22 protein-coding genes and 1 pseudogene are annotated in these 19,737 nt (G+C 66.5%); 16 read left to right on the top strand and 7 right to left on the bottom strand.

The genetic code is table 11. From position 1 onward, the window contains the following. Positions 1 to 106 precede the first annotated feature (106 nt). On the top strand, positions 107 to 1,273 hold the full coding sequence (locus ACNANG_RS04020) for a mandelate racemase/muconate lactonizing enzyme family protein (protein ID WP_420226090.1): 1,167 nt from the start codon (positions 107 to 109) through the stop codon (positions 1,271 to 1,273). Positions 1,274 to 1,301: 28 nt separating this feature from the next. On the opposite strand, the gene ACNANG_RS04015 is transcribed toward ACNANG_RS04020, so the two are convergent. Next, on the bottom strand, positions 1,302 to 2,192 hold the full coding sequence (locus tag ACNANG_RS04015; RefSeq protein ID WP_420226089.1) for a dienelactone hydrolase family protein: 891 nt from the start codon (positions 2,190 to 2,192) through the stop codon (positions 1,302 to 1,304). A 54-nt stretch (positions 2,193 to 2,246) separates the two neighbouring features. Continuing rightward, positions 2,247 to 3,227 (bottom strand): hypothetical protein, encoded by a 981-nt coding sequence (locus ACNANG_RS04010; protein WP_420226088.1) that lies wholly within the window; start codon positions 3,225 to 3,227, stop codon positions 2,247 to 2,249. A 283-nt stretch (positions 3,228 to 3,510) separates the two neighbouring features. Between ACNANG_RS04010 and ACNANG_RS04005 the strand changes: the two genes are divergently transcribed. Continuing rightward, positions 3,511 to 3,978, top strand: coding sequence for a CopD family protein (locus ACNANG_RS04005; protein WP_420226087.1), 468 nt, complete (start codon positions 3,511 to 3,513; stop codon positions 3,976 to 3,978). 115 nt (positions 3,979 to 4,093) lie between these two features. On the opposite strand, the gene ACNANG_RS04000 is transcribed toward ACNANG_RS04005, so the two are convergent. Next, the gene (locus ACNANG_RS04000; protein ID WP_420226086.1) at positions 4,094 to 4,369 is read right to left on the bottom strand and encodes a metal/formaldehyde-sensitive transcriptional repressor; all 276 of its coding nucleotides are present in this window, start codon (positions 4,367 to 4,369) and stop codon (positions 4,094 to 4,096) included. A gap of 187 nt (positions 4,370 to 4,556) precedes the next feature. Here ACNANG_RS04000 and dmeF point away from each other — a divergent pair, with 187 nt between their 5' ends. After that, on the top strand, positions 4,557 to 5,648 hold the full coding sequence (gene dmeF, locus ACNANG_RS03995; RefSeq protein WP_420226085.1) for a CDF family Co(II)/Ni(II) efflux transporter DmeF: 1,092 nt from the start codon (positions 4,557 to 4,559) through the stop codon (positions 5,646 to 5,648). Positions 5,649 to 5,741: 93 nt separating this feature from the next. Here dmeF and ACNANG_RS03990 read toward each other — a convergent pair whose 3' ends face one another. Then, positions 5,742 to 6,836 (bottom strand): tetratricopeptide repeat protein, encoded by a 1,095-nt coding sequence (locus ACNANG_RS03990; protein ID WP_420226084.1) that lies wholly within the window; start codon positions 6,834 to 6,836, stop codon positions 5,742 to 5,744. 152 nt (positions 6,837 to 6,988) lie between these two features. Between ACNANG_RS03990 and ACNANG_RS03985 the strand changes: the two genes are divergently transcribed. The 4 genes from ACNANG_RS03985 (at position 6,989) to ACNANG_RS03970 (ending at position 9,910) form a co-directional block, all read left to right on the top strand. Then, positions 6,989 to 7,738, top strand: a complete 750-nt coding sequence (locus tag ACNANG_RS03985; protein ID WP_420226083.1) for a class I SAM-dependent methyltransferase — start codon at positions 6,989 to 6,991, stop codon at positions 7,736 to 7,738. Positions 7,739 to 7,768: 30 nt separating this feature from the next. After that, entirely contained in the window at positions 7,769 to 8,101 is a 333-nt protein-coding gene (locus ACNANG_RS03980) for a hypothetical protein (protein ID WP_420226082.1), read from the top strand. 72 nt (positions 8,102 to 8,173) lie between these two features. Beyond that, positions 8,174 to 8,779: a TetR/AcrR family transcriptional regulator gene (locus ACNANG_RS03975; protein ID WP_420226081.1), complete on the top strand. Its 606-nt coding sequence runs from the start codon at positions 8,174 to 8,176 to the stop codon at positions 8,777 to 8,779. A gap of 126 nt (positions 8,780 to 8,905) precedes the next feature. Beyond that, complete coding sequence (locus ACNANG_RS03970) at positions 8,906 to 9,910, top strand: LLM class flavin-dependent oxidoreductase (RefSeq protein ID WP_420226080.1); 1,005 nt, start codon at positions 8,906 to 8,908, stop codon at positions 9,908 to 9,910. Between the two features lie 113 nt (positions 9,911 to 10,023). On the opposite strand, the gene ACNANG_RS03965 is transcribed toward ACNANG_RS03970, so the two are convergent. Then, positions 10,024 to 10,878 (bottom strand): LysR substrate-binding domain-containing protein, encoded by an 855-nt coding sequence (locus ACNANG_RS03965; protein WP_420226079.1) that lies wholly within the window; start codon positions 10,876 to 10,878, stop codon positions 10,024 to 10,026. A 143-nt stretch (positions 10,879 to 11,021) separates the two neighbouring features. Between ACNANG_RS03965 and ACNANG_RS03960 the strand changes: the two genes are divergently transcribed. The 9 genes and pseudogenes from ACNANG_RS03960 to ACNANG_RS03920 all read left to right on the top strand — a co-directional run bounded on the left by ACNANG_RS03960 (position 11,022) and on the right by ACNANG_RS03920 (position 18,554). Next, complete coding sequence (locus tag ACNANG_RS03960) at positions 11,022 to 11,918, top strand: amidohydrolase family protein (protein ID WP_420226078.1); 897 nt, start codon at positions 11,022 to 11,024, stop codon at positions 11,916 to 11,918. Beyond that, positions 11,915 to 12,718 (top strand): hypothetical protein, encoded by an 804-nt coding sequence (locus tag ACNANG_RS03955; RefSeq protein ID WP_420226077.1) that lies wholly within the window; start codon positions 11,915 to 11,917, stop codon positions 12,716 to 12,718. The genes ACNANG_RS03960 and ACNANG_RS03955 overlap by 4 nt, the downstream gene beginning before the upstream one ends. Before the next feature lie 247 nt (positions 12,719 to 12,965). Beyond that, complete coding sequence (locus tag ACNANG_RS03950) at positions 12,966 to 13,928, top strand: Bug family tripartite tricarboxylate transporter substrate binding protein (RefSeq protein WP_420226076.1); 963 nt, start codon at positions 12,966 to 12,968, stop codon at positions 13,926 to 13,928. Positions 13,929 to 14,217: 289 nt separating this feature from the next. After that, a complete protein-coding gene (locus ACNANG_RS03945) occupies positions 14,218 to 14,994 on the top strand; it encodes an energy transducer TonB (protein WP_420226075.1) in 777 nt (258 codons plus the stop codon). Further along, positions 14,897 to 15,736, top strand: coding sequence for a MotA/TolQ/ExbB proton channel family protein (locus tag ACNANG_RS03940; protein ID WP_420226074.1), 840 nt, complete (start codon positions 14,897 to 14,899; stop codon positions 15,734 to 15,736). Before ACNANG_RS03945 ends, ACNANG_RS03940 begins: the two co-directional genes overlap by 98 nt. Before the next feature lie 12 nt (positions 15,737 to 15,748). Beyond that, positions 15,749 to 16,180, top strand: coding sequence for an ExbD/TolR family protein (locus ACNANG_RS03935; protein ID WP_420226073.1), 432 nt, complete (start codon positions 15,749 to 15,751; stop codon positions 16,178 to 16,180). Positions 16,181 to 16,381: 201 nt separating this feature from the next. Further along, entirely contained in the window at positions 16,382 to 17,059 is a 678-nt protein-coding gene (locus ACNANG_RS03930) for a response regulator (protein ID WP_420226072.1), read from the top strand. Beyond that, a pseudogene (locus ACNANG_RS03925) lies at positions 17,043 to 17,555 on the top strand (sensor histidine kinase N-terminal domain-containing protein); the annotation flags it as partial. The gene ACNANG_RS03930 and the pseudogene ACNANG_RS03925, both read left to right, overlap by 17 nt. 18 nt (positions 17,556 to 17,573) lie before the next feature. Beyond that, entirely contained in the window at positions 17,574 to 18,554 is a 981-nt protein-coding gene (locus ACNANG_RS03920) for a sensor histidine kinase (RefSeq protein WP_420227445.1), read from the top strand. A 60-nt stretch (positions 18,555 to 18,614) separates the two neighbouring features. On the opposite strand, the gene fliR is transcribed toward ACNANG_RS03920, so the two are convergent. Both fliR and fliQ read right to left on the bottom strand, forming a co-directional pair. Further along, the gene (gene fliR / locus ACNANG_RS03915) at positions 18,615 to 19,388 is read right to left on the bottom strand and encodes a flagellar biosynthetic protein FliR (protein ID WP_420226071.1); all 774 of its coding nucleotides are present in this window, start codon (positions 19,386 to 19,388) and stop codon (positions 18,615 to 18,617) included. A gap of 10 nt (positions 19,389 to 19,398) precedes the next feature. After that, a complete protein-coding gene (fliQ, locus tag ACNANG_RS03910) occupies positions 19,399 to 19,671 on the bottom strand; it encodes a flagellar biosynthesis protein FliQ (RefSeq protein WP_420226070.1) in 273 nt (90 codons plus the stop codon). Positions 19,672 to 19,737: the final 66 nt, after the last annotated feature.

Here is a 19,737-nt window from a genome sequence, read left to right as displayed (position 1 = left end):
GCGTCCACTGCCTTTGACGGTGTCGATGCGACCCGGCGCAGTACTTATACACCGAGCGCCGCCGCGCGATCCGCCGTCGGCGCGCTCTTTCCAGCAGGACGCCAGCATGAAAATCGTCGATATCCGCGAAGCCACCAAGCCGATCAAATCGGACATCCGGAACGCCTACATCAACTTCTCGAAGATGACCCTGAGCCTTGTCGCCGTGGTCACCGATGTGATCCGCGATGGCAAGCCCGTGATCGGCTATGGCTTCAACTCCAACGGCCGCTATGGTCAGGGATCCCTGATGCGCGAGCGTTTTCTGCCGCGCATCCTGGAAGCGGACCCGGCCAGCCTGCTCGACGACGAACGCGACAATCTGGACCCGCACAAGATCTGGGCCACCATGATGACCGACGAAAAGCCGGGCGGCCATGGCGAGCGCTCGGTCGCGGTGGGCACGATCGACATGGCGGTGTGGGATGCGGTCGCCAAGATCGATGGCAAGCCGCTGTACCAGCTGCTGGCCGAACGTTATGGCAACGGCGAAGCCAATCGCAAGGTCTTTGTGTACGCCGCCGGCGGCTACTACTGGCCCGGGCAGGGCATCGAAGGCCTGGAGCGCGAAATGCGCAGCTATTTGGACCGCGGCTATTCGGTGGTCAAGAAGAAGATCGGCGGCGCGTCGCTGTCCGAAGACCGCAAGCGCATCGAAGCCGTGCTGCGCCTGCTGGGCCCCGGCCAGAAGCTGGCGGTGGACGCCAATGGCCGCTTCGACCTGAAGACCGCCATCGAATACGCCAAGGCGCTGTCCGACTATGACCTGTTCTGGTACGAAGAAGCGGGCGATCCCCTGGACTATGCGCTGCAGGCCGAGCTGGCGCCGCACTACGCCGGACCGATGGCGACGGGCGAGAACCTGTTTTCGATGCAGGACGCCCGCAACCTGATCCGCTACGGCGGCATGCGCCCCGACCGCGACTACTTGCAGTTCGATTGCGCGCTGAGCTATGGCCTGGTCGAATACCTGCGCACCCTGGATATGCTGAAGGAACATGGCTGGTCGCCGTCGCGATGCGTGCCGCACGGCGGGCACCAGATGTCGCTGGCGATTGCGGCGGGCCTGGGCCTGGGCGGCAACGAGTCCTATCCGGACCTGTTCCAGCCCTACGGCGGTTTTCCCGATGGCGTGAAGGTGGTGGACAGCTACGTGACCCTGCCCGAACTGCCCGGGATCGGGTTCGAAGGCAAGGCAGACCTGTATGCCGAGATGAAGGCACTGGCAAGCTGAGCAGCAGACCGAACTGCTGCAGCCACGATCACCCTTTCAGATTGGCGTCGAAGAACGCGATCGTGCGCGACCAGGCCAGCTTGGCGGCCTCGGCGTCGTAACGCGGCGTCGTGTCATTGTTGAAGCCGTGCTGCGTGCCGGGGTACTGGAACGCGGTGTACTTCACGCCGGCCGCATCCAGCGCCGCGGCATAGGTAGGCCACGAGGCGTTGATCCGTTCGTCGACCGCGGCAAAATGCATCAGCAGCGGCGCCTTGACCTTGGCGGCGCCTTCGGCGGCCGGCACGTTGCCGTAGAACGGCACCGCGGCGTTCAGGTCCGGCAGGCGCGTCGCAAGGGTCTGCACCATGCCACCGCCGTAGCAGAAGCCGACGGCGCCGACCTTGCCGTTGGTGTTCTGGTAGCTGCGCAGGAAATTGGCGGCGGCCACGAAGTCTTCGGTCGCCTTGGTCTGGTCGAGCTTGGCGAAGAGTTCACGCGCCTTGTCCTCGTCGCCCGGATAGCCGCCCAGGATGGTCAGCGCATCGGGCGCGAACGCCAGGTAGCCGTCCAGCGCCAGGCGGCGCGCGATGTCTTCGATATGGGGATTCAGGCCGCGGTTTTCATGGATCACCAGCACCGCGGGCAGGGGGCCGCTGACTTGCGCCGGCCAGGCCACGTAGGCCTTGACGGTGCCCGTGCCGTTGGGCGACGGGTAGTCCACTTTCTGGGTGCGGATGCGCGTGTCGTCCGGACGGATCTGCTGGGCCTCGGCAAACTTGGGGCTCAGTGCCGTCAGCAGCATGCCGGCCGTCATGCCGCCCACCGCAAACTTCTGCGCCTTGCTGAGAAATCCGCGGCGGTCGATGGCGCCGTGCACATAGGCATCAAACAGGATGAGCAGTTCCTGGTCGAAATCCTTGGCTGTCTTGAGTTCCATGGTGCGTTCCTGAAAAGGCAGGGTGCCTGCGGTTGACGTCATCGGGTGACCGGTTTACCACGCGCAGCTGGCGTCGGCGGCCCACCCGTTCCGCCGCCGACGATAGACCGAAAGACCGATTCCCTCTACCGCTTTCTCAAAGCGTTTCAAATGGATGAGCGCGTCACAGCGCCGCGCACGGGGGCACGGCGGGTTCGGGTCGGACAAGGGGCTGCCTTCGCCCGCGCAAGGCTTGCCGGGGCCCGGCAGGTCGGGGTGGGCGGGCGTGGCATCGGAAGGCTGAGCCACCGGCTGCGGGTCCACCGTCTCGTCCAGCGGCGCCAGCAGCCCCTGCACGCCTTCGTCCAGCCCGCGCACGGGCGTGGCCTTGGCCAGCGACATCCACACACCAAAGGGCAGGGCGGTACGTTTGGGCTTGGGCGCGCGCCGGGCCACGATGGGTTGATCACCCTGCATCAGGATCACGCCGCATTCGGGCGGCACTTCCGACGGGTCGCCGATCGGCCGACCTTTGGCGTCGTTGCCCAGCACATACCAGCACTCGCCCAGATCGCAATACGCGCCCCGCTTGGCCGGGATTTTCAGGTCGCCCAGCAGGTCGGCCCGGCGCACCTTGATCTCGTGCACCACCGGTTCGACATAGGTTTCGACCGTCGTGTTGCGGATCGAAAACACATCCGGCTTGGCAATGCACCAGACCGGCGGCGCGTCGGGCGTCGCCCCCGGCACCTGCGCGCGTAGACTGATGCCGCGCCAGGCGATACGACCCGCGCGCAACATGTCGCGCGCGATCAGTTCGACCAGGGCCTCGTGGGACGACATGGCGCTGCGGTTGCGCACCGCCTGCGCGGCGATCATGGCAATGCCGGCATCGGTCACGCGCACCGTTTCGGCCGCGTCGCGGCTCACGACCCGTTCGAGCAGACCGGCGGCCAGCAATTCGATTTCGACGATGTCCTGGCAGGGCCAGCCCGCCGAGCGGTACATCTCGCGCAGGCGGCGCGCGTGGAATTTTCCCAAGGTGACTTCAGGCATGCGGACAGCGCGGCGCCGGGCAGGCGCGATCAGGAAGGAAGCGGGAATTGTAGACCCGGGCAGATGGTGGCGTTTTGCGATGCCGCGCCGGCGTCCGGCCGGTGGCTCGAACCGTGCGGCTTGCGGGTCGCCAGTGCCCCCGCGGCCACGGCAAGTCCCATGCTAGAGTGTGCCCACTTCTGACGAAGCGTCTCCCCGCCCGGCCTGCCGGCGTCCGGGGCGCCCGGATGGCCGCGCACCGCGCCTGGCTGCCGGCAGGCGCGGGCCGCAGACCGGTGCCCCCATGCTCTATGACCTGCTCACCCTGATCCACGTCGCGTCCATCATCGTGTGGGTGGGCGGCATGGCCTTCGCGCATCTGGCCTTGCGTCCGGCCGTGGCCACGCTGGAGCCGCCTGTGCGTCTGCGCCTGATGCACGACGTATTGCGACGGTTCTTCCTGCTGGCCGGCATCGCGGTGCTGCTTGCCGTGGCGTCGGGGCTGGGCATGGTGGGCATGGCGGCCGCGCAAGTGGCCGAGACCGGCGGGCGCTTTCGCATGCCGCTGGCCTGGAATCTGATGGGCACCTTTGGCATCATCATGGCCCTGATTTTCGGGCATATCCGCTTCGCCCTGTTCGGCCGCCTGCGCCGCGCCGTGGCTGCGTCGGACTGGAAGGCCGGCGGGGCGGCCATGGCCTCGATCCGCAAGTGGGTCGGCATCAACCTGCTGATCGGCACCTGTGTGGTGGTCATTGCCTTTCTGGGGTGATGACGGGTACGCGGCAGGACGCGCGCGCTGGCTTTCATCCAGGCGCTGGCTTTGATTCAGAGGCGGGCCCCGATCCAGGCGCTGCCAAAATAGGCGCGGCGGTGACTTCAGGCCGTCACTTCAGATAGGAACGCAGTGCGCTGACGACCTCGTCCAGGTCGGCCTGCCGCTGCGCCGGTGACACATTGTCGGCGCCGAGATGTTCCCGCAAATGCCCCTCCAGCACCTCGGCCATCAGTCCACTGACCGCGCCCCGCACCGCCGCGATCTGCTGCAGCACGGCGCTACATTCCTTCTCGTCTTCCAGCGCGGCTTCGAGCGACTGCACCTGCCCCTTGATGCGGCGTACGCGGGCAAGCAGTTTCTTTTTGTCGTGAATGGTGTGGGGCATGGCGGGCTCGTCAGGGGCGGGGCGCAATGAAGCAGGCGGCAAGCAGGGCATCGTCACTCAAGCTGAGCGGCGACACCATGCTCAACGATACCTCGAACCGGCCGCTGATCCATGGCGGGAACTATACTGGGGTAGAGTATATTGCATACCGTTTCTGTGACTCGTTGAGCGTTGACCGGACCCTGCCATGACCCACCCGACATCTTCAGACCCTCGCGCTGCCCACCCCGTTTCGGTCGCGCCGGAAGGGGGCGCTGCTTCCACCCAGTACAGCCATGGCCATGTCTTCGACGAAGGCAATCCGCTGGCGGAATCGCGCACCGCCTGGGCCGCCGGCATCACGGCCGTCATGATGGTGGTCGAGATCACCGCCGGCTGGGTCTACCAATCGATGGCGCTGCTGGCCGACGGCTGGCACATGAGCTCGCATGCCCTGGCGCTGGGCCTGTCGGTGGCGGTCTACGCCTATGCCCGAAAGCACGCGCAGGACCGCCGCTTCACCTTCGGCACGTGGAAGGTGGAAGTGCTGGGCGGCTATACCAGCGCCGTGCTGTTGATGGGCGTGGCGGTCTACATGGCCTGGCAGTCGGTGGAGCGTCTGCTGTCTCCCGTGGACATCGACTACGACCGCGCGATTGCCGTGGGCGCGGTGGGCCTGGTGGTGAATCTGGTGTGCGCCTGGCTGCTGAAGGATGCGCACGGACATGATCATGGGCACGGGCATCACCACGGGCATCATCATGGCCACGACCACGACCACGGCCACGACCACGGCCACGGCCACGGCCACGGCCACGACCACGACCACGACCACGGCCACGGCCATGACCACGCCGACCTCAACCTGCGCGCGGCCTATCTGCACGTCTTGGCCGACGCGGCCACGTCGGTCCTGGCCATCGTCGCCCTGTTCGGTGGCAAATGGTGGGGCGCGGTATGGCTGGATCCGCTCATGGGCGTGGCCGGTGCGGTGCTTGTGGCGGTGTGGGCGTGGGGGCTGCTGCGGCAGTCGGGCAGCGTGCTGCTCGATGCCAATGGCGACGCGCCGGTGGCCGACGAAATCCGTGACGCCGTGGCTGCGTTGCCGGTGCCCGCCGCGATCACGGACCTGCACGTGTGGCAGGTCGGCAAGGGCAAGTTCGCGTGCATCGTTGGCGTGGTGACCGATCAGCCGCTGGCGCCAGACGTCGTCCGGCGCGCCATCGGTATCCATGAAGAACTCGTGCACATCACGGTGGAAGTCAATCCCCGCGGCGCCAGCGCGCCCGCTGCCGCCTGACGTCGCGCGACTGCCTTGCATGACGGCACCATTGCAGGGCGGGTCGCGCCGGTACCCGGCCGGCCGCATGGCCGCCCGGCTTGCCGGGGCGGTTTACCGCGCGGTTTCCTGCAGCGCCTGCGCCCGCTCCGCGGCCAGCTTGAGCCGGTCGCTCATGGGCATGCCGACATTGCCCAGGATCCGGTCGATCTCGGGATACCGGCCGTTGCCGCGCACGGCATCTTCATCCAGGAACCCGATTATGGTGAGATACGCCGCCACGTCCGCCTCGGCCACGATGCCCTGGTTGCCTGCGCGCGCGATCCACGACGCCGTGCGGGCGTACCGCTGGCGCTCGCCCATGCCCGCATACAGTTCCGGAAAGAAGCGATCGACATACCCGACGAATTCCAGCACCTCGCGCCGCGTACGTGCCGCGCGTGCCTCGGGGACCGGCATCAGCGTGGCCCGCAATTGCGTGGCGCGGGCCTGGGCCTGCGTGCGCTGGCGCGCGGTCAGGGCGCCGTCCACGGCCTGCTGGCGCACCCCGGCCTGCGGGTGGCCGTATTCGGTGGCAATCGCCAGCCAGGCCCAGGCGGTGATCGGATCGCGCCGCGCCTCGGCCTGGGTGCCCAGCATGTACTGCGCGGCCGCATAGCCATGCTGGGCCGAACGCAACATCCAGGTCTGCGCCTGACGGGTATTGCGCGACACCCCGGCGCCGGTGATGTAGGCATTGGCCAGGCCGAATTCGGTGCAGGGATTGCCGGTCAGCGAGCCTTGGCGCAGATAGCGCACGGCCTTGACCGGATCCGGGTCGATGCCGCGCGGATCGCTGTGCAGCGCCGCCAGGTAGCACAGCGCCTGGTCGTCGCCCTTGCTTGCGGCCAGGGTCAGGCAGCGCGATGCCTTGGTAAGGCTGGCCGGCATGCGTTCCTGAAACAGTTCGTGGCCGCGCCCGAACAGCAGGTCGGCATCGACGCGCGCATCGCACTGCACGACGTCGGCATAAGGGGGAGGCGGCGGCGCCGGCGCGAGGGCCGTCACCACCATGGGGGCGGCGGCCGGTTCGGCGTCGGCGGCCGGCAGGGTCGAGGGCGGGGGCAGCGGCGCGCAGCCGGCGGCGGTCAGCACGACGAGCACGCCGTTGGCATGGCGGCGCAAGGCCCGTCGCAGCCGCGCCCGGCGCGCGTTCAGGGTGTTTCGCATGGGCGGCTCCTGTCAGTGCGGACTAGCGCGGGAATGTACACCACACGCCGCCTGGCGTCCGCCGGGCGTGTGCAAAAACGACTGACGCTACGGACGTCACCCTGTAAGCTGGTTGCTCCTGATCACTCCCCCGGCTTTTCGGGAATGGCTGCATGACCTTCGGTCAGTCCGCGTCCCTGTTCAATGACACGCGTCAGGCCTACGCGGTGTCCGTTATCGCGCGGGTCGTGCAGATCGTCGGGCAGGAACCGGGTGCCCGGGTGCTGGACATCGGTTGCGGCACCGGCATTGCCACCCGGCAACTGGCCGAGCGCGGCGTGAACGTGATCGGCGCCGACAGCGACACCGATATGATCCGGCAGGCCCGCCTGGTGGCCGACGGCCAGCCGCCGGAATTCCTGTTGATGCGTGCCGACAGCCTGGCCTTTGACGATGGCAGTTTCGATGCCGTGACCGCATTCGGCGCGTTCCACTGGTTTGCCAACGTCGCGTCCATTGCCGAGTTGCGGCGGGTGCTGCGGCCGGGCGGCCATCTGGTCGTCGTCAACAAGCGCGACGCCGGATCGTTTGCCGATGACATCGTGCGGATCGTGGCGCGTCATGTGCCGCTGGCGGTGGCCAGCCCCAAGACCGGCTACGATCCGGCCGCCCTCATGGAGGCGCACCGGTTCATCGACGTGTCGTCCCATGCGGTGGTGTCGACCGAATCCTTGTCCGCGCCGCAGGCTGTTGCGCACGCCCGGTCGCTGCGCCTGTGGGAAGACGTCCCGCCGGCGCTGTATCGCACCATTGAAAACGACCTGAGCGATTACGTGTCGGCGCGGTTGGGCGCGGCCGGACGGCTGGTGCGGGACCTGACGACCGTCGTGGTTTCCGGACGCAAGCCGGCCGACATCGGTTAACCTCATCGCCCGCCATCCGGAGACTCACGTATGCCCAAACTGCCGCACTTTCCGACCACCCCGATTCCCGATGCCGTGATCGAATCCGGCGACGTTCGCGCCGACCGCTGGATCATCGGGGAAGGGACCGACAGCCAGTTCGAATACCTGGTGCACCTGGGCCAGCCGCGATTCGCGTGCAAGGTCGACGTGGATGACGATGCCAAGGTGAGCAAGCAGTTCAATATCGAACTGGAAGCCGGCGAGCGTCTGTACGACTTCGTGTGGCTGGATGGCCAGGCGCCCGACGCGGCCGAACTGAAGACGCTGGCCCAGGCCGCGTCCGCCGCGCTGGAGCGCAACGCCCGCAAGCTGGGCTATTGAACTCGCGGCACGTACCGGCGCGCGCCGGGGCTGCTGGCTACAATGCCCGCTGCAAGTCAATGAGGTTACCGAATGGCTAAGCGAGGCCGCCCCTGCAGTTTCGATCGCGACGACGCCCTGCGCCGCGCGCTCGACGTGTTCTGGGACATGGGCTACGAAGGCGCAACCATGAGCGCGCTCAAGGACGCCATGGGCGGCATCTGCGCGCCCAGCGTGTATGCGGCCTATGGCTCCAAGGAAGCCCTGTTCCGCTCGGCGCTCGCGCTGTATCACGCGCAGGAATCGGAAGCCTTGTGGCAGGGGCTCGAGACGTCGCCCGTGCGCGACGCCATCGGCGGCCTGCTGCGCACCGCCGCCTTGCGCTATTCGACCCCCGGCAAGCCGCCCGGCTGCCTGGTCGACCTGAGCACGCTCAATTTTTCGCCCGCCAACAAGGCGATTGAAACCACCTTGCGCGACCTGCGCGTCCACGTGGCGTGCACCATCGAAGCCCGCCTGTGCCGCGCGCGGGATGATGGCGAACTCGGTACCCGCGCCGATCCGGTCGCCATTGCCGCGTTCTATACGACCGTGCTGCAAGGCCTGTCGATCCAGGCACGCGACGGCGCCAGCCGCGAACGCCTGCTGGCCATCGTGGACGGCGCCATGACGGCGTGGGACTGCCTGGCCGGGAACTGACCCCGCACCGATAGTTCCAACTACCTTGGACGACCGATCGAAGGAAGCTATCGGCTTCCTGCGGCTCATTTCTATAACGTATGGTATAAATACCTTCCCAGCCGCCGCCCGTTACCAGGAGCCAAGATGAAGACCCTTGCAGAAACCGCTTTTTCGGTGCTTGACCTAGCGCCGATCCGCGACGACGGCACGCCTGCCGACGCGCTGCATCATTCGCTGAGCCTGGCCCGTCACGTCGAAGCGCTGGACTTCACCCGCTTCTGGCTGGCCGAGCATCACAATATGGATGGCATCGCCAGCGCCGCGACGTCGGTCGTGATCGGCTACGTCGCCGGTGGGACGACCCGCATCCGGGTGGGCTCGGGTGGTGTCATGCTGCCCAATCATCCTCCGCTGGTGGTGGCCGAAAACTTCGGGACGCTGGCCACGCTCTATCCGGGCCGGATCGACCTGGGCCTGGGCCGCGCGCCCGGCGCGGACCAGTACACGATGCGCGCGCTGCGCCGCGACAGCGGCAGCAATGGCGAGGATTTTCCCGAACAGGTGGCTGAATTGCAGGAATTGCTGGGTCCGCGTCATCCTGGGCAGCGGCTGCTTGCCATGCCGGGCTCCGGGACCAATGTGCCGATCTGGCTGCTCGGGTCCAGCCTGTTCAGTGCGCAGCTGGCGGCGCGCGAAGGACTGCCGTACGCCTTTGCGTCGCATTTTGCGCCGCGCTTCCTGCACGATGCCATCCGGCTGTATCGCGACAACTTCCGCCCGTCCGCCGTGCTGGACAAGCCCTATGTGGCCATTGGCGTGCCGCTGGTGGCCGCCGACACCGATGCCGAAGCCACCTTCCTGGCGACCACGGCCTACCAGCGCGTGTTGTCGTTGATGCGCGGCGAAAGCCTGCGGATGAAGCCGCCGGTCGCCAACATGGCGGGCCTGTGGCAGCCGCAGGAACAGCAGGCGGTGAAGAACTTCTTCGAGATGGCCGTGGTGGGCGGCCCGGACACCGTGCGCAGCCGGCTCGGCGCCATCCTGGAAAAGACACAGGCTGACGAAATGATCTTTACCTGCGACATGTACGACCATGCCAAGCGCCTGCATGCGTTCGACATTGCCGCGGCGGCGCGGGCGGCGGCGTAAACCCTCCTAGGCCCGCAGCCCGGGCAACGCGCCCGGCGCGGCCGCGCTGACCGCCTCGATCGCCGCCATCATCTGCATCGTGGCTGGCGACAGCGCCGCGTCCCTCCGCCAGGTCAGGCCGATCGGCCGCAAGACATCCGGCAATTCCAGGGCAGCACCGCCAGCAGGCCCAGATCGCGATAGTGGTCCGCCACGACCTTGGACAGGATCCCCAGCGCATCGCTGGACTGCAGGTAGGTCAGGATCACGTGCGTCGACAAGGTCTCGATCGTGTTGCTCGGGATGGCCACGCCATGCTGCTGCAAGGCGCTTTCGAGCGGCTCGCGCGGCAAGGACCCCACGGGGGGCAGCACCCAGGGAAAGGCCGACAGGTCGCTCCACCGCAGGCGCTTGCGGCGCGCCAGCGGATGCGCGGCGCCCACCACCACCGTGCTCGACCCTTCAAACAGGGGCCTCTCGCTCAGGTCGTCCGAACTTTGCCGATGGCTCAGCAGCCGCCCGACGATCAGATCGATCGCGCCGCGACGCAGCTCCGGCAGCAGCGTTTCCATTGCGCCTTCATGCACCAGCACGGTCGTGCCCGGCGTCCGCTGCTTGAGCAGCGCCAGCGCCTTCGGCACCACCGCCGGCGCCATGGCGGGCAGGGCGCCCAGCGTCGTCTTGCCCGACGCACCCGACAGCAGGGCACGCAGTTCGTCGCGCGCCTGCGCCAGGCTGCCCAGCACCACGCGCGCCTGACGGATCAGGCACTCGCCATAGATGTTCGGATTGACGCCGCGCGCTGTTCGGTCGAACAAGCGGATGCCCAGGCCTTTTTCCAGTTCGCCCAAGGACAGCGACACTGCCGGCTGGCTGATGTTGAGGCTGGCCGCCACCTTGCCGAGGTTGCGCAGGTCGTCCAGCGCCACCAGCAATTGCAGGTGGCGCGGCTTCAAGTTGGCGCGGATATACCAGTCGAGTTGGGCCATGGATCACGTGAGGCGTAGGGGCTGATGCCGACATATTAGCGATTGCTTATGGCGCGCGTGCAAATACTCAATTGTCTGCTTATGGACAGCGGCGCACTATGCGGCCATCGCGTGTGTGCGCATCCTTTCCAGGCAGGTTTGTCATGGCGTCATCGTCTTTCCCAACCCTTATCGACATTCATCCCCACGTCATCAGCGACGACGCGGCGCGCTATCCGCTTGCCCCGCTGACCGGCGAACAATCCGCCTGGTCGCGCGAACGGCCGGTGACCTTTGAGCGCATGCTGACCTGCATGGACGAGGCCGGCGTCAGCAAATCGGCGCTGGTCCAAGCCTCTACCTGCTACGGGCATGACAACCGTTATGTAGCCGCCGCCGTGGCTGCGCACCCCGACCGGTTTGCCGGCGTGTTTTCGATCGATCTGATGGCGGCGGAGGGTGTCGCGGCGATCAAGCACTGGCGCGAGCAGGGCCTGAGCGGCATGCGCGTGTTCATCGCCGGCCACACTACCGCCGCATCCGTCCGCCTGGACGATCCGCGCGGCTTCGACGCCTGGGCCTATGCGGAACAGCATGACATTCCCGTGGCGGTGCAGTTGCGCGCGCCTGGCCTGCCGCAGCTCGAAACCTTGCTTACGCGCTTTCCAAACGTGCGCATCGTGCTCGACCACTTTGCCCGGCCGACGCTGAGCGACGGTGCTCCGTACGCCGCTGCCCAGTCGCTGTTCGCTCTGGCGCGTTTCCCCAATCTGTATATGAAGTACACGACGCACAACGTGCGCGAGTCGGCCGAAGGCGCATCGACGCCGCAGGCTTTCCTGCGCAAGGCGGTCGATGCCTTTGGCGCGTCACGGATCGCCTGGGGCTCGAACTTCCCGGCTTCCGCGGGCAGTCTGGCGGACCTGGTGGCTGAAGCCAAGGCCGCGGCCAGTGACCTGACCGCTGAAGAACAGACCGCGATTTTCTCGGGCACCGCGATTCGCCTGTATCCGGAACTGGGCGCGGCAGGAAGCAAGTCTGCTGGAGGCGCCGAAGCATGAACACCACGTCCACAAGCAGCACGTCCATGAACGCCGCGTCCATCAACAAGCTTTCCTTGCCGACGCTGCTTGGCAACTATGCCGGCACCCAGGGCGTACGCAGCGGCGCCGTCACGTCCGACCTGATCGACCTGCAGATTGCCGACGTGAAGGTGTCGAACCGCGCCTTTCCGCGCGTCGTGCGCACCCGCGAATTCCAGGTTGCCGAATTGGCGCTGGTCACATTCTTCCAGGCCCGCGCCTATGGCCGTCCGCTGGTGCTGATGCCCGCGGTGATCGGCGCCGGCCGCACGCAGCATCAATGCCTGGTCTACAACGCCGAGCGGGGGCCGGTCACGCTGGATAACCTGGCTGGCAAGCGCATTGGCATCCGTGCGCATTCCCAGACCACCGTGGCATGGATCCGCGGTTTTCTGCAGAACGACTACGGCGTGGACCTGGATGCCATCCAGTGGGTCACCTTTGAAGGCGCCCACGTGGCGGAATTCGACGATCCCCCGGAACTGGAACGCGCGGCCGACGGCAAGGCGCTGGTGGACATGCTGTTCGCGGGCGAACTGGACGCGGCCATCATCGGATCGGGCATGCCCGACGACGCGCGGCTGCAGCCCGTGATCCCCGACCCCTACGGCGAAGCCCAGGCCTGGAGCGAGCGCACCGGCGCGATCCCGATCAATCACATGGTCGCCATCGATGCCGATCTGGCCACGCGCCGGCCCGATGTGGTGCGCGAGGTCTATCGCCTGCTGCGCGAAAGCAAGCGCCTGGCCGACGACAAGAAGGGGGCGGTCCGGACCTGACGCCTTTCGGGCTGGAGGCCAACCGCAAATCCTTGGACGTGCTGCTCGAGTACAGCTTCCAGCAGCGCCTGATTCCCCGCCGCCTGTCCGTGGACGAACTGTTCGACGACACCACCCGCAGGTTAGGCGCCTAGCCCGCGGCGACGGGCTGTCGTGCTTCGCGACGACGGGCTGCCGTGCTTCGCGGCGACGGGCTGTCGTGCTTCGCGGCGACACGCCGTACCCTCATTCAAAACCAGGAGACTTCATGAAACGTATCATTCGTACCGCGCTCGCGCTTGCCGCGACCTTGATGGTGCTGCCCGCCACCGCCCAGATCGGCGGCCAGGTGTCGCGCATCGTCGTGCCCTTCGCGGCTGGCGGCGCGCGCGAACTGCTTGCGCGCACCTTCTACACCGAACTGGGTGAGGCGCTGGGCCGCACCATGATCATCGAAAGCCGGCCTGGCGCGGGCGGTGCGATCGGCACCACCAACGTCGCCCGGGCGGAGCCCGATGGCAGGACCTTGCTGATGGCGGCGTCCAGCCACTTCGTGACGGCGTCGCTGGCGGCCAAACCGTCTTATGACCCGGTCAAGGACTTCGTGCCCGTGGCCAATATCGGTACGCAGAACTATGTGCTGATGATCGGCGCCGGCGTGCCGGCCAAGAACGTCGCCGAGTTCGTGGCCTATGCCAAAAAGAATCCGGGCAAACTCAACTATGGGTCGGCCGGCATCGGCAGCTCGACCCACCTGGCCATGGCCTACTTCCTGAACGTGGCCGGCGCCGACATGCTGCACGTGCCTTACAAGTCGACGCAGGAGGCCGCCAACGAAGTCGCCGCGGGCCGCACCCAGGCCGTGATCGTGCCGAACGCCGGCATCGGCGCCTACGTGCAGGATGCCCGCCTGCGCATCATCGGCGTCACGTCCAAGCAGCGGTCGGCCTTGCTGCCCGACGTGCCGACCGTGGCGGAAGGCGGCTTGCCGTCCTACGCGTTCGAATCGTGGTTCGGCCTGCTGGCGCCCGCCGGCACCCCCAAGGCCATCGTCGACCAGATCAACGCCGCCACCGCCAAGGTCCTGGCATCCGATGTGATCAAGCAACGCCTGGCCAGCCAGGGCGTGACGCCGGATCCGATGAGCCCCGACGCCTTCAACAAGCTGTTCCTGGCCGACCGCACGCTAATGGCCAAGGTGGTGAAGGACTCGGGCCTGACGCCGGAGTAAGCCCCTGGAGGGTGCGCTCGCGAGTGCGACAAGACGGCCGGCAACGGCCGTTTTTTTGCCTGGCCGCTGGATGCCCAGGCCTGGCGCTGCCGCGACGGGCTGCGCACTTTCCCTCACGTGGATAGCAACTGCGAATCGTTCGCATTTGTGATATTCTTTTGGTCTCCCTGGCGAGGCCTGCGCGCCGGTTTGCGCTGCGCAGGCAATCCGGAGCAACCCTGGGCTACACCCGGGCAAGCCACGTGCCGAACCACGGATAAGCCGATCCAAGAATGAGCCGACCCCACGAATGAGCGCCACACTGACCTGGAATTCGCCCGCCCCTGGGGGGCTGCGTGCCGGCGCTGGCCTGACCGTGCTTGCGCTGCACGCCGCTGTCATCGGGGCGCTGACCATGGCCAGTCCCGATCCGCTTCCCGTCAAGCCTACCCAGACGGTCGAAGTGCGTTTTGTCGAACTGGCGCCGGTCGTGCAGGCCGTCAAGGCGCCGCCCGCGCCCACCCCGCCGGCCCCCGTGCCGGAGGTCAAGCCCGAGCCGCCCAAACCCAAGCCCGAACCGCCCAAGCCCAAACCGGTTCCCAAACCGACGCCCAAGCCGGTGCCCAAGCCCGAACCGCGTCCTGAACCGCCACCCGTGTCGGAAAGCGCCATTTCCACGCCACCCGCGCCGCCGGTCGAAGCCGCGCCGCCCGCACCGGCGCCCACGCCGCAGGCTGCGCCCAGCGGGCGTCCCGACGCCGCCGAACGTGCCGCGTCGCCCTCCGCGCCGGTGTCCAACGAACCGCGCCTGATCGGCCAGATCGACTACGCGGGCGCGCCGCCCACGCCGGTCTATCCCCGCGTTTCGCAGCGGATGCGCGAAGAGGGCATCGTCGTCGTGCGGGTGCTGATCAATCCGCGCGGCCGGGTCGACCGCGCCACCGTGCAGAAGTCTTCCGGTTTTTCACGGCTGGACGAAGCGGCTGTCGATGCCGCCCGCCAGGCCGCCTTCCGTCCGTATACCGAAAACGGCGTCGCGTTCGCGGCGCTGGCCGACATCCCGTTCAACTTCAAAGTCAAGGACTGACATGAACGACACCCCTAGCCTGGGCTTTGCGCACTTCATTTCCCAGACCGATGGTCTGGGGAAGGCCCTGTTCATCATCCTGGTGCTGATGTCCCTGGCGACCTGGTACCTGATCGTCGTCAAGGCGATCGCCGGCATACGCACCCGCCGCGCCAGCGACACCTTCGTCCAGCACTTCTGGAACGCCACGTCGCTCGAAGCGGTCGATCGCGAAATCACCACCCATGGCGTCAACGATCCGTTCTCGCACCTGACCAGCCACGCCATCTACGCCCGCCGTCACCACGCGCAATACGGCGTGTCCAAGCTTGAAGAAGCGGGCAGCCAGAGCGACTTCGTCACGCGCACCATGCGCAAGGTGATCGACGAAGAAACCGCCAAGCTGGAAAACGGCCTGTCCATCCTTGCGTCGGTCGGTTCGACCGCTCCTTTCGTCGGGCTGTTCGGCACGGTCTGGGGCGTGTATCACGCACTGGTCGCGATCGGGCAGGGCGGCGGCGCCACCATCGACCGCATTGCCGGCCCGGTGGGCGAAGCGCTGATCATGACGGGCCTGGGCCTGGCCGTCGCGATTCCCGCCGTGCTGGCCTACAACTACTTCGTGCGCAGCAACCGCGTGCTGCTGGCTCGCCTCGACGCCTTCGCACATGATCTGTTCGCCTTCCTGACCACCGGCCAGCAGGTCGTCAACGACGGCAACATCCGTTCGTTGAAGACCCCGAAGCCGCCGGTCCAGAACTAAACGGAGATATCCATGGCCTTTGGCAGCTTCAACGGCGGCGGCAACAACGGCGCGCCGATGTCCGAAATCAACATGGTGCCGTTGATCGACGTGATGCTGGTGCTGCTGGTGATCTTCATCATCACCGCACCCCTGCTGTCGCACGCGGTCCGCATCGACGTGCCGCAGGCCACGTCCGCGCCGTCCCAAGCCGATCCGATTACGATCGACCTGGCCATCAACGCCGACGGCGAATTGTTCTGGAACGATGGCAAGATCGACATGGGCGTGCTGTCGGAACGTTTCGAAGTGGCCGCGAAGCAGGAACCGCAGCCTGAACTGCAACTGCGCGCCGACAAGGCCACGCGCTACGAAGTGCTGGCGCAGGTCATGGCCGACGCCTCGCGCGCAGGCATGAAGCGGATCGGGTTCGTCAGTACCCCCGAACCCAAGCCGACCAAGTAGCGGCCGAGCAGGCAAGGGCGGCAGCCCTTGCATTCGCCGTCCATGAACGGGATCGTCGGGCAAACGCCTGACGATCCCGTTTTGCTTCTGATCATTGCCATTTCGTAATACAGCCGGTCGGGCGCTGGCATTCGTCGTCGCATGGGTTTACCCTTTGCGTCTTTCCTCCATGGGACGCGCGGCCTCCCGGCGTCTACCAACATGCGTGTATTGGTAATTGAAGACGACGTGACCCTGGGCGGGGCACTGAGCGAATTCCTGAGCGACCAGGGCTATGCCGTGGACTTGCTCACCAGTGGCGAACGGGCGTCCGGCGCGCTCAGCAGCCAGACCTACGATCTGGTGCTGCTCGACCTGAACCTGCCCGGCGAAGACGGCCTGACCGTCCTGCGGCGCCTGCGCGCCAACGAAAATTCCGTGCCGGTGCTGATCCTGACGGCGCGCGACGCCCTGGAAGACCGCGTGGCTGGCCTGGATGCCGGCGCCGACGACTACGTCACCAAACCCTTCGAACTGCCCGAGCTTGCCGCCCGTGTACGCGCGCTGATCCGCCGCCGCGCCGGTCAGGTCAGCCCTGTCATGGAAGCCGGCTCGCTCAGCTTCGACACGGTGGGCCGTGAACTGCGCGTCAATGGCGAACGGGTGGCGCTGTCCGTGCGTGAACTGTCGGTGCTTGAAATGCTGATGACACGCCTTGGCCGTGTCGTCACCAAGCGCCAGATCGTGAATTCCCTGTCCGCCTGGGACGCCGATTTCAGCGAAAACGCGGTCGAAGTCTATGTGTACCGCCTTCGCAAGCGCCTGGAAGGCGCCGGCGTGAACATCCAGACGGTGCGTGGCTTCGGCTATCTGCTGGAACTCGATGCCCCTGCTGCCTAAGTCGGCCGGCGCCCCGCGCGCTGCCGGCTTGCACCGCCGCTCGCTTGCCTGGCACCTGCTGGCGCGTCTGCTGCCGGCCGTGCTGCTGCTCGCGATGATGGACACGGTGGCCACCTATGTCATCACCCGCAAGCTCAGTTCGCAGTCCTACGACCGCGCGCTGGTGGACACCGCGCGCGCGCTTGCCCGGCAGGTCACGATGACGCCGCAGGGTCCGCAGCTGGATATCACCTGGAATTCGACCCGCTTCCTGGATGTCGACCCCGACGAACGCCTGTACTTCAAGGTGCTGGCCAATGGCGTGGTGCTGGGCGGGCGGCCGGAGCTGGCCTCGCCGCCCGACAGTGCGGCCTTGCACCAGGAAGAAGAGATCGCCGTCAACGAGCCGGTCGCATCCGCGGTCGAAATGATCAACAATGCGCGGCCGACGGTCTATGACACGACCATCGACGGTCTGCCGGTGCGCGCAGCCACCCTGCGCTTCCAGCTCGACGGCGTGCCGATCGACGTGGTCATGGCCGAAACGCTGAACACGCGCAGCCGCTTCATCGAAGAAGTGCTGTCGGTGCTGGTGGCGGGGCAACTGCTGCTGGTGGCCTTGCTCGGGTTCGTGATCGTGACCGGCGTTCGGTCCGGACTCGATTCCGTCAGCCGGCTGTCGGACGAGATCGAAACGCGCAGCATCGATGACTTGCAGCCTATCGCCGTCGACGACGTACCGACCGAGATCACACCGCTGATCGCCAAGACCAATTCGCTGCTGGCCCGGCTGGATGAAGCCGTCGCGTCCCAGCGCCGCTTCATTGGACACGCGGCGCACCAGCTGCGCACGCCGTTGGCGGGGCTGAAGCTGGAATCGGAATTGATGCTGTCGCGCACCCTGCCCGACGACATTCGCCAGCGGGCCGAACGCATCAAAGGCGTGGCCGACCGGATGATCCGCGTGGGCGAACAACTGTTGGTGCTGGCGCGTATCGACGCCAACGTGCGCCCGCAAGACAGCTTCAACCGCATCGACCTTGTCGAATTGGCGCAGGAATGCGGCGCCCGCTGGATTCCGGCCGCCCGCCAGGCCCAGGTCGAGCTGGCATTGGCCGCGCCCGACGAACCGATCTGGATCGACGGCGATGCGGTGCTGCTCGATCAGTTGCTGGGCAACCTCATCGACAACGCCATCCGCTATCGGCAGGGGCCTGGCAACATCGTGCTGCGGGTACAGGATGCTCCGCCCAGCCTCATCGTGGAAGACGATGGCCCGGGCATCGGCGCCAGCGAACGCGAACGGGTGTTCGATCCTTTCTTTCGTGGACAGGGTTCGGTGGCAGGCGGATCGGGCTTGGGGCTGGCGATCGTAAAAGAAATCGCCCAGTCCCATGGTGCGCACTGGGATCTGCGCAGCCGTCCGGAATTCGAAGGAACGCGCGTCAGCCTTGTGTTTCCCGGCCCACGGATCGGAACACACCTCACGCGGATGGCCAGGAACGGGGCTCCCTGATTTCTCAAGGCCGGATTCTTGAGGCCGGATTCTTGAGGCCGGATTCTAGAGGCCGGATTCTTATGGCCGGATCGCCGTTTTGAAGTAGGGGATCGGAAGACCCACGATGCGTTCGATCGGTCCGGCCATCAATCCCAGCGCCAGCCACAGCAGCAGCATGCCGGCCAGCAGCGTGATGGCAAAGCCCAGGGCAAAAATGTTCAGCTGCGGCGCGCTGCGCGACACGAAGCCCAGCGCAATATTCAAGGCCAGCACGGCCGCCAGCACGGGCAACGCAATCTGCAGCCCCGCCGCAAACACGATGGCCCCAAGTCCCGCCAGCTTGATCCAGTCCAGTCCCGACAAAGGCGAAGGCGCAATGGGCAGCACGGTAAAGCTGTCGGCAAGCGTCATCAACAAGGTCAGGTGACCGTCGGTCGACAGAAACACCAGCATTGCGCACATCATCAGAAAGGTCGACAGCAGCGGGGACGGCGCATTGCGCTGGGGATCCAGGAACGACGCAAAACCCAGACCCATCTGCAGGCCGATCAGGTCGCCGGCCATCTCGAACGCGCCAAAAATCGCGCGCAGTCCGAACCCCATCGACACGCCCACGATGATCTGCTGGAACAGCAGCAACAGGCCCGTCGCCGAAAACGCGTCCACCACGGGCGCCTGGGTCAGCGGCGCCACCAGGATCGTGATCAGCACTGCCAGGCCGATCTTGGCCCGTTGTGGCACGGCGCGGTGACCGAAAATCGGCGCCGTCTGGATCAGCGCAAGAATACGGATGAAGGGCCACAGCAGCGACGCGATCGCTGCCTGCACCTGAGCATCGGTAAAGCTGATCACGTCGCGCCGCCTAGCCCAGCATGAACGGAATGTTGCCGAACAGGCGCTTGATGTAGTCGGTCATCATCGTGATCATCCACGGCCCGGCAATCAATGCCGTCAGGAAGATGGCGATCAGCTTAGGCACGAAGGCCAGCGTCATTTCATTGATCTGCGTTGCCGCCTGCAGCACGCTGATCACCAGACCGACAGCCAGCGCCGCCAGCAGCAAGGGCGCGGACAGGTACAGGGCGACCATGATCGCGTCTTGAGCAAGGGTCAGGACGCCGGCGGAGTTGTTCATGACGGGGTAACTTCAGCGCGTGGTGGATGGGGAAGGAAGGCAATAAGGCTTGGTGACATCGGGGCG

The sequence above is a fragment of the Pigmentiphaga litoralis genome (assembly GCF_048632615.1).
Lineage (GTDB): Bacteria > Pseudomonadota > Gammaproteobacteria > Burkholderiales > Burkholderiaceae_B > Pigmentiphaga > Pigmentiphaga litoralis_B.
Note: the sequence above shows the minus strand (reverse complement) of the source record. Positions and strands in the feature narration are given on the sequence as shown.

Excerpts from the sequence above, each read along its gene's own strand:
- ACNANG_RS04020 (WP_420226090.1), top strand. The coding sequence starts at position 107 with ATGAAAATCGTCGATATCCGCGAAGCCACCAAGCCGATCAAATCGGAC.
- ACNANG_RS04015 (WP_420226089.1), bottom strand. The coding sequence starts at position 2,192 with ATGGAACTCAAGACAGCCAAGGATTTCGACCAGGAACTGCTCATCCTG.
- ACNANG_RS04010 (WP_420226088.1), bottom strand. The coding sequence starts at position 3,227 with ATGCCTGAAGTCACCTTGGGAAAATTCCACGCGCGCCGCCTGCGCGAG.
- ACNANG_RS04005 (WP_420226087.1), top strand. The coding sequence starts at position 3,511 with ATGCTCTATGACCTGCTCACCCTGATCCACGTCGCGTCCATCATCGTG.
- ACNANG_RS04000 (WP_420226086.1), bottom strand. The coding sequence starts at position 4,369 with ATGCCCCACACCATTCACGACAAAAAGAAACTGCTTGCCCGCGTACGC.
- dmeF (WP_420226085.1), top strand. The coding sequence starts at position 4,557 with ATGACCCACCCGACATCTTCAGACCCTCGCGCTGCCCACCCCGTTTCG.
- ACNANG_RS03990 (WP_420226084.1), bottom strand. The coding sequence starts at position 6,836 with ATGCGAAACACCCTGAACGCGCGCCGGGCGCGGCTGCGACGGGCCTTG.
- ACNANG_RS03985 (WP_420226083.1), top strand. The coding sequence starts at position 6,989 with ATGACCTTCGGTCAGTCCGCGTCCCTGTTCAATGACACGCGTCAGGCC.
- ACNANG_RS03980 (WP_420226082.1), top strand. The coding sequence starts at position 7,769 with ATGCCCAAACTGCCGCACTTTCCGACCACCCCGATTCCCGATGCCGTG.
- ACNANG_RS03975 (WP_420226081.1), top strand. The coding sequence starts at position 8,174 with ATGGCTAAGCGAGGCCGCCCCTGCAGTTTCGATCGCGACGACGCCCTG.
- ACNANG_RS03970 (WP_420226080.1), top strand. The coding sequence starts at position 8,906 with ATGAAGACCCTTGCAGAAACCGCTTTTTCGGTGCTTGACCTAGCGCCG.
- ACNANG_RS03965 (WP_420226079.1), bottom strand. The coding sequence starts at position 10,878 with ATGGCCCAACTCGACTGGTATATCCGCGCCAACTTGAAGCCGCGCCAC.
- ACNANG_RS03960 (WP_420226078.1), top strand. The coding sequence starts at position 11,022 with ATGGCGTCATCGTCTTTCCCAACCCTTATCGACATTCATCCCCACGTC.
- ACNANG_RS03955 (WP_420226077.1), top strand. The coding sequence starts at position 11,915 with ATGAACACCACGTCCACAAGCAGCACGTCCATGAACGCCGCGTCCATC.
- ACNANG_RS03950 (WP_420226076.1), top strand. The coding sequence starts at position 12,966 with ATGAAACGTATCATTCGTACCGCGCTCGCGCTTGCCGCGACCTTGATG.
- ACNANG_RS03945 (WP_420226075.1), top strand. The coding sequence starts at position 14,218 with ATGAGCGCCACACTGACCTGGAATTCGCCCGCCCCTGGGGGGCTGCGT.
- ACNANG_RS03940 (WP_420226074.1), top strand. The coding sequence starts at position 14,897 with ATGCCGCCCGCCAGGCCGCCTTCCGTCCGTATACCGAAAACGGCGTCG.
- ACNANG_RS03935 (WP_420226073.1), top strand. The coding sequence starts at position 15,749 with ATGGCCTTTGGCAGCTTCAACGGCGGCGGCAACAACGGCGCGCCGATG.
- ACNANG_RS03930 (WP_420226072.1), top strand. The coding sequence starts at position 16,382 with ATGCGTGTATTGGTAATTGAAGACGACGTGACCCTGGGCGGGGCACTG.
- ACNANG_RS03920 (WP_420227445.1), top strand. The coding sequence starts at position 17,574 with ATGGCCGAAACGCTGAACACGCGCAGCCGCTTCATCGAAGAAGTGCTG.
- fliQ (WP_420226070.1), bottom strand. The coding sequence starts at position 19,671 with ATGAACAACTCCGCCGGCGTCCTGACCCTTGCTCAAGACGCGATCATG.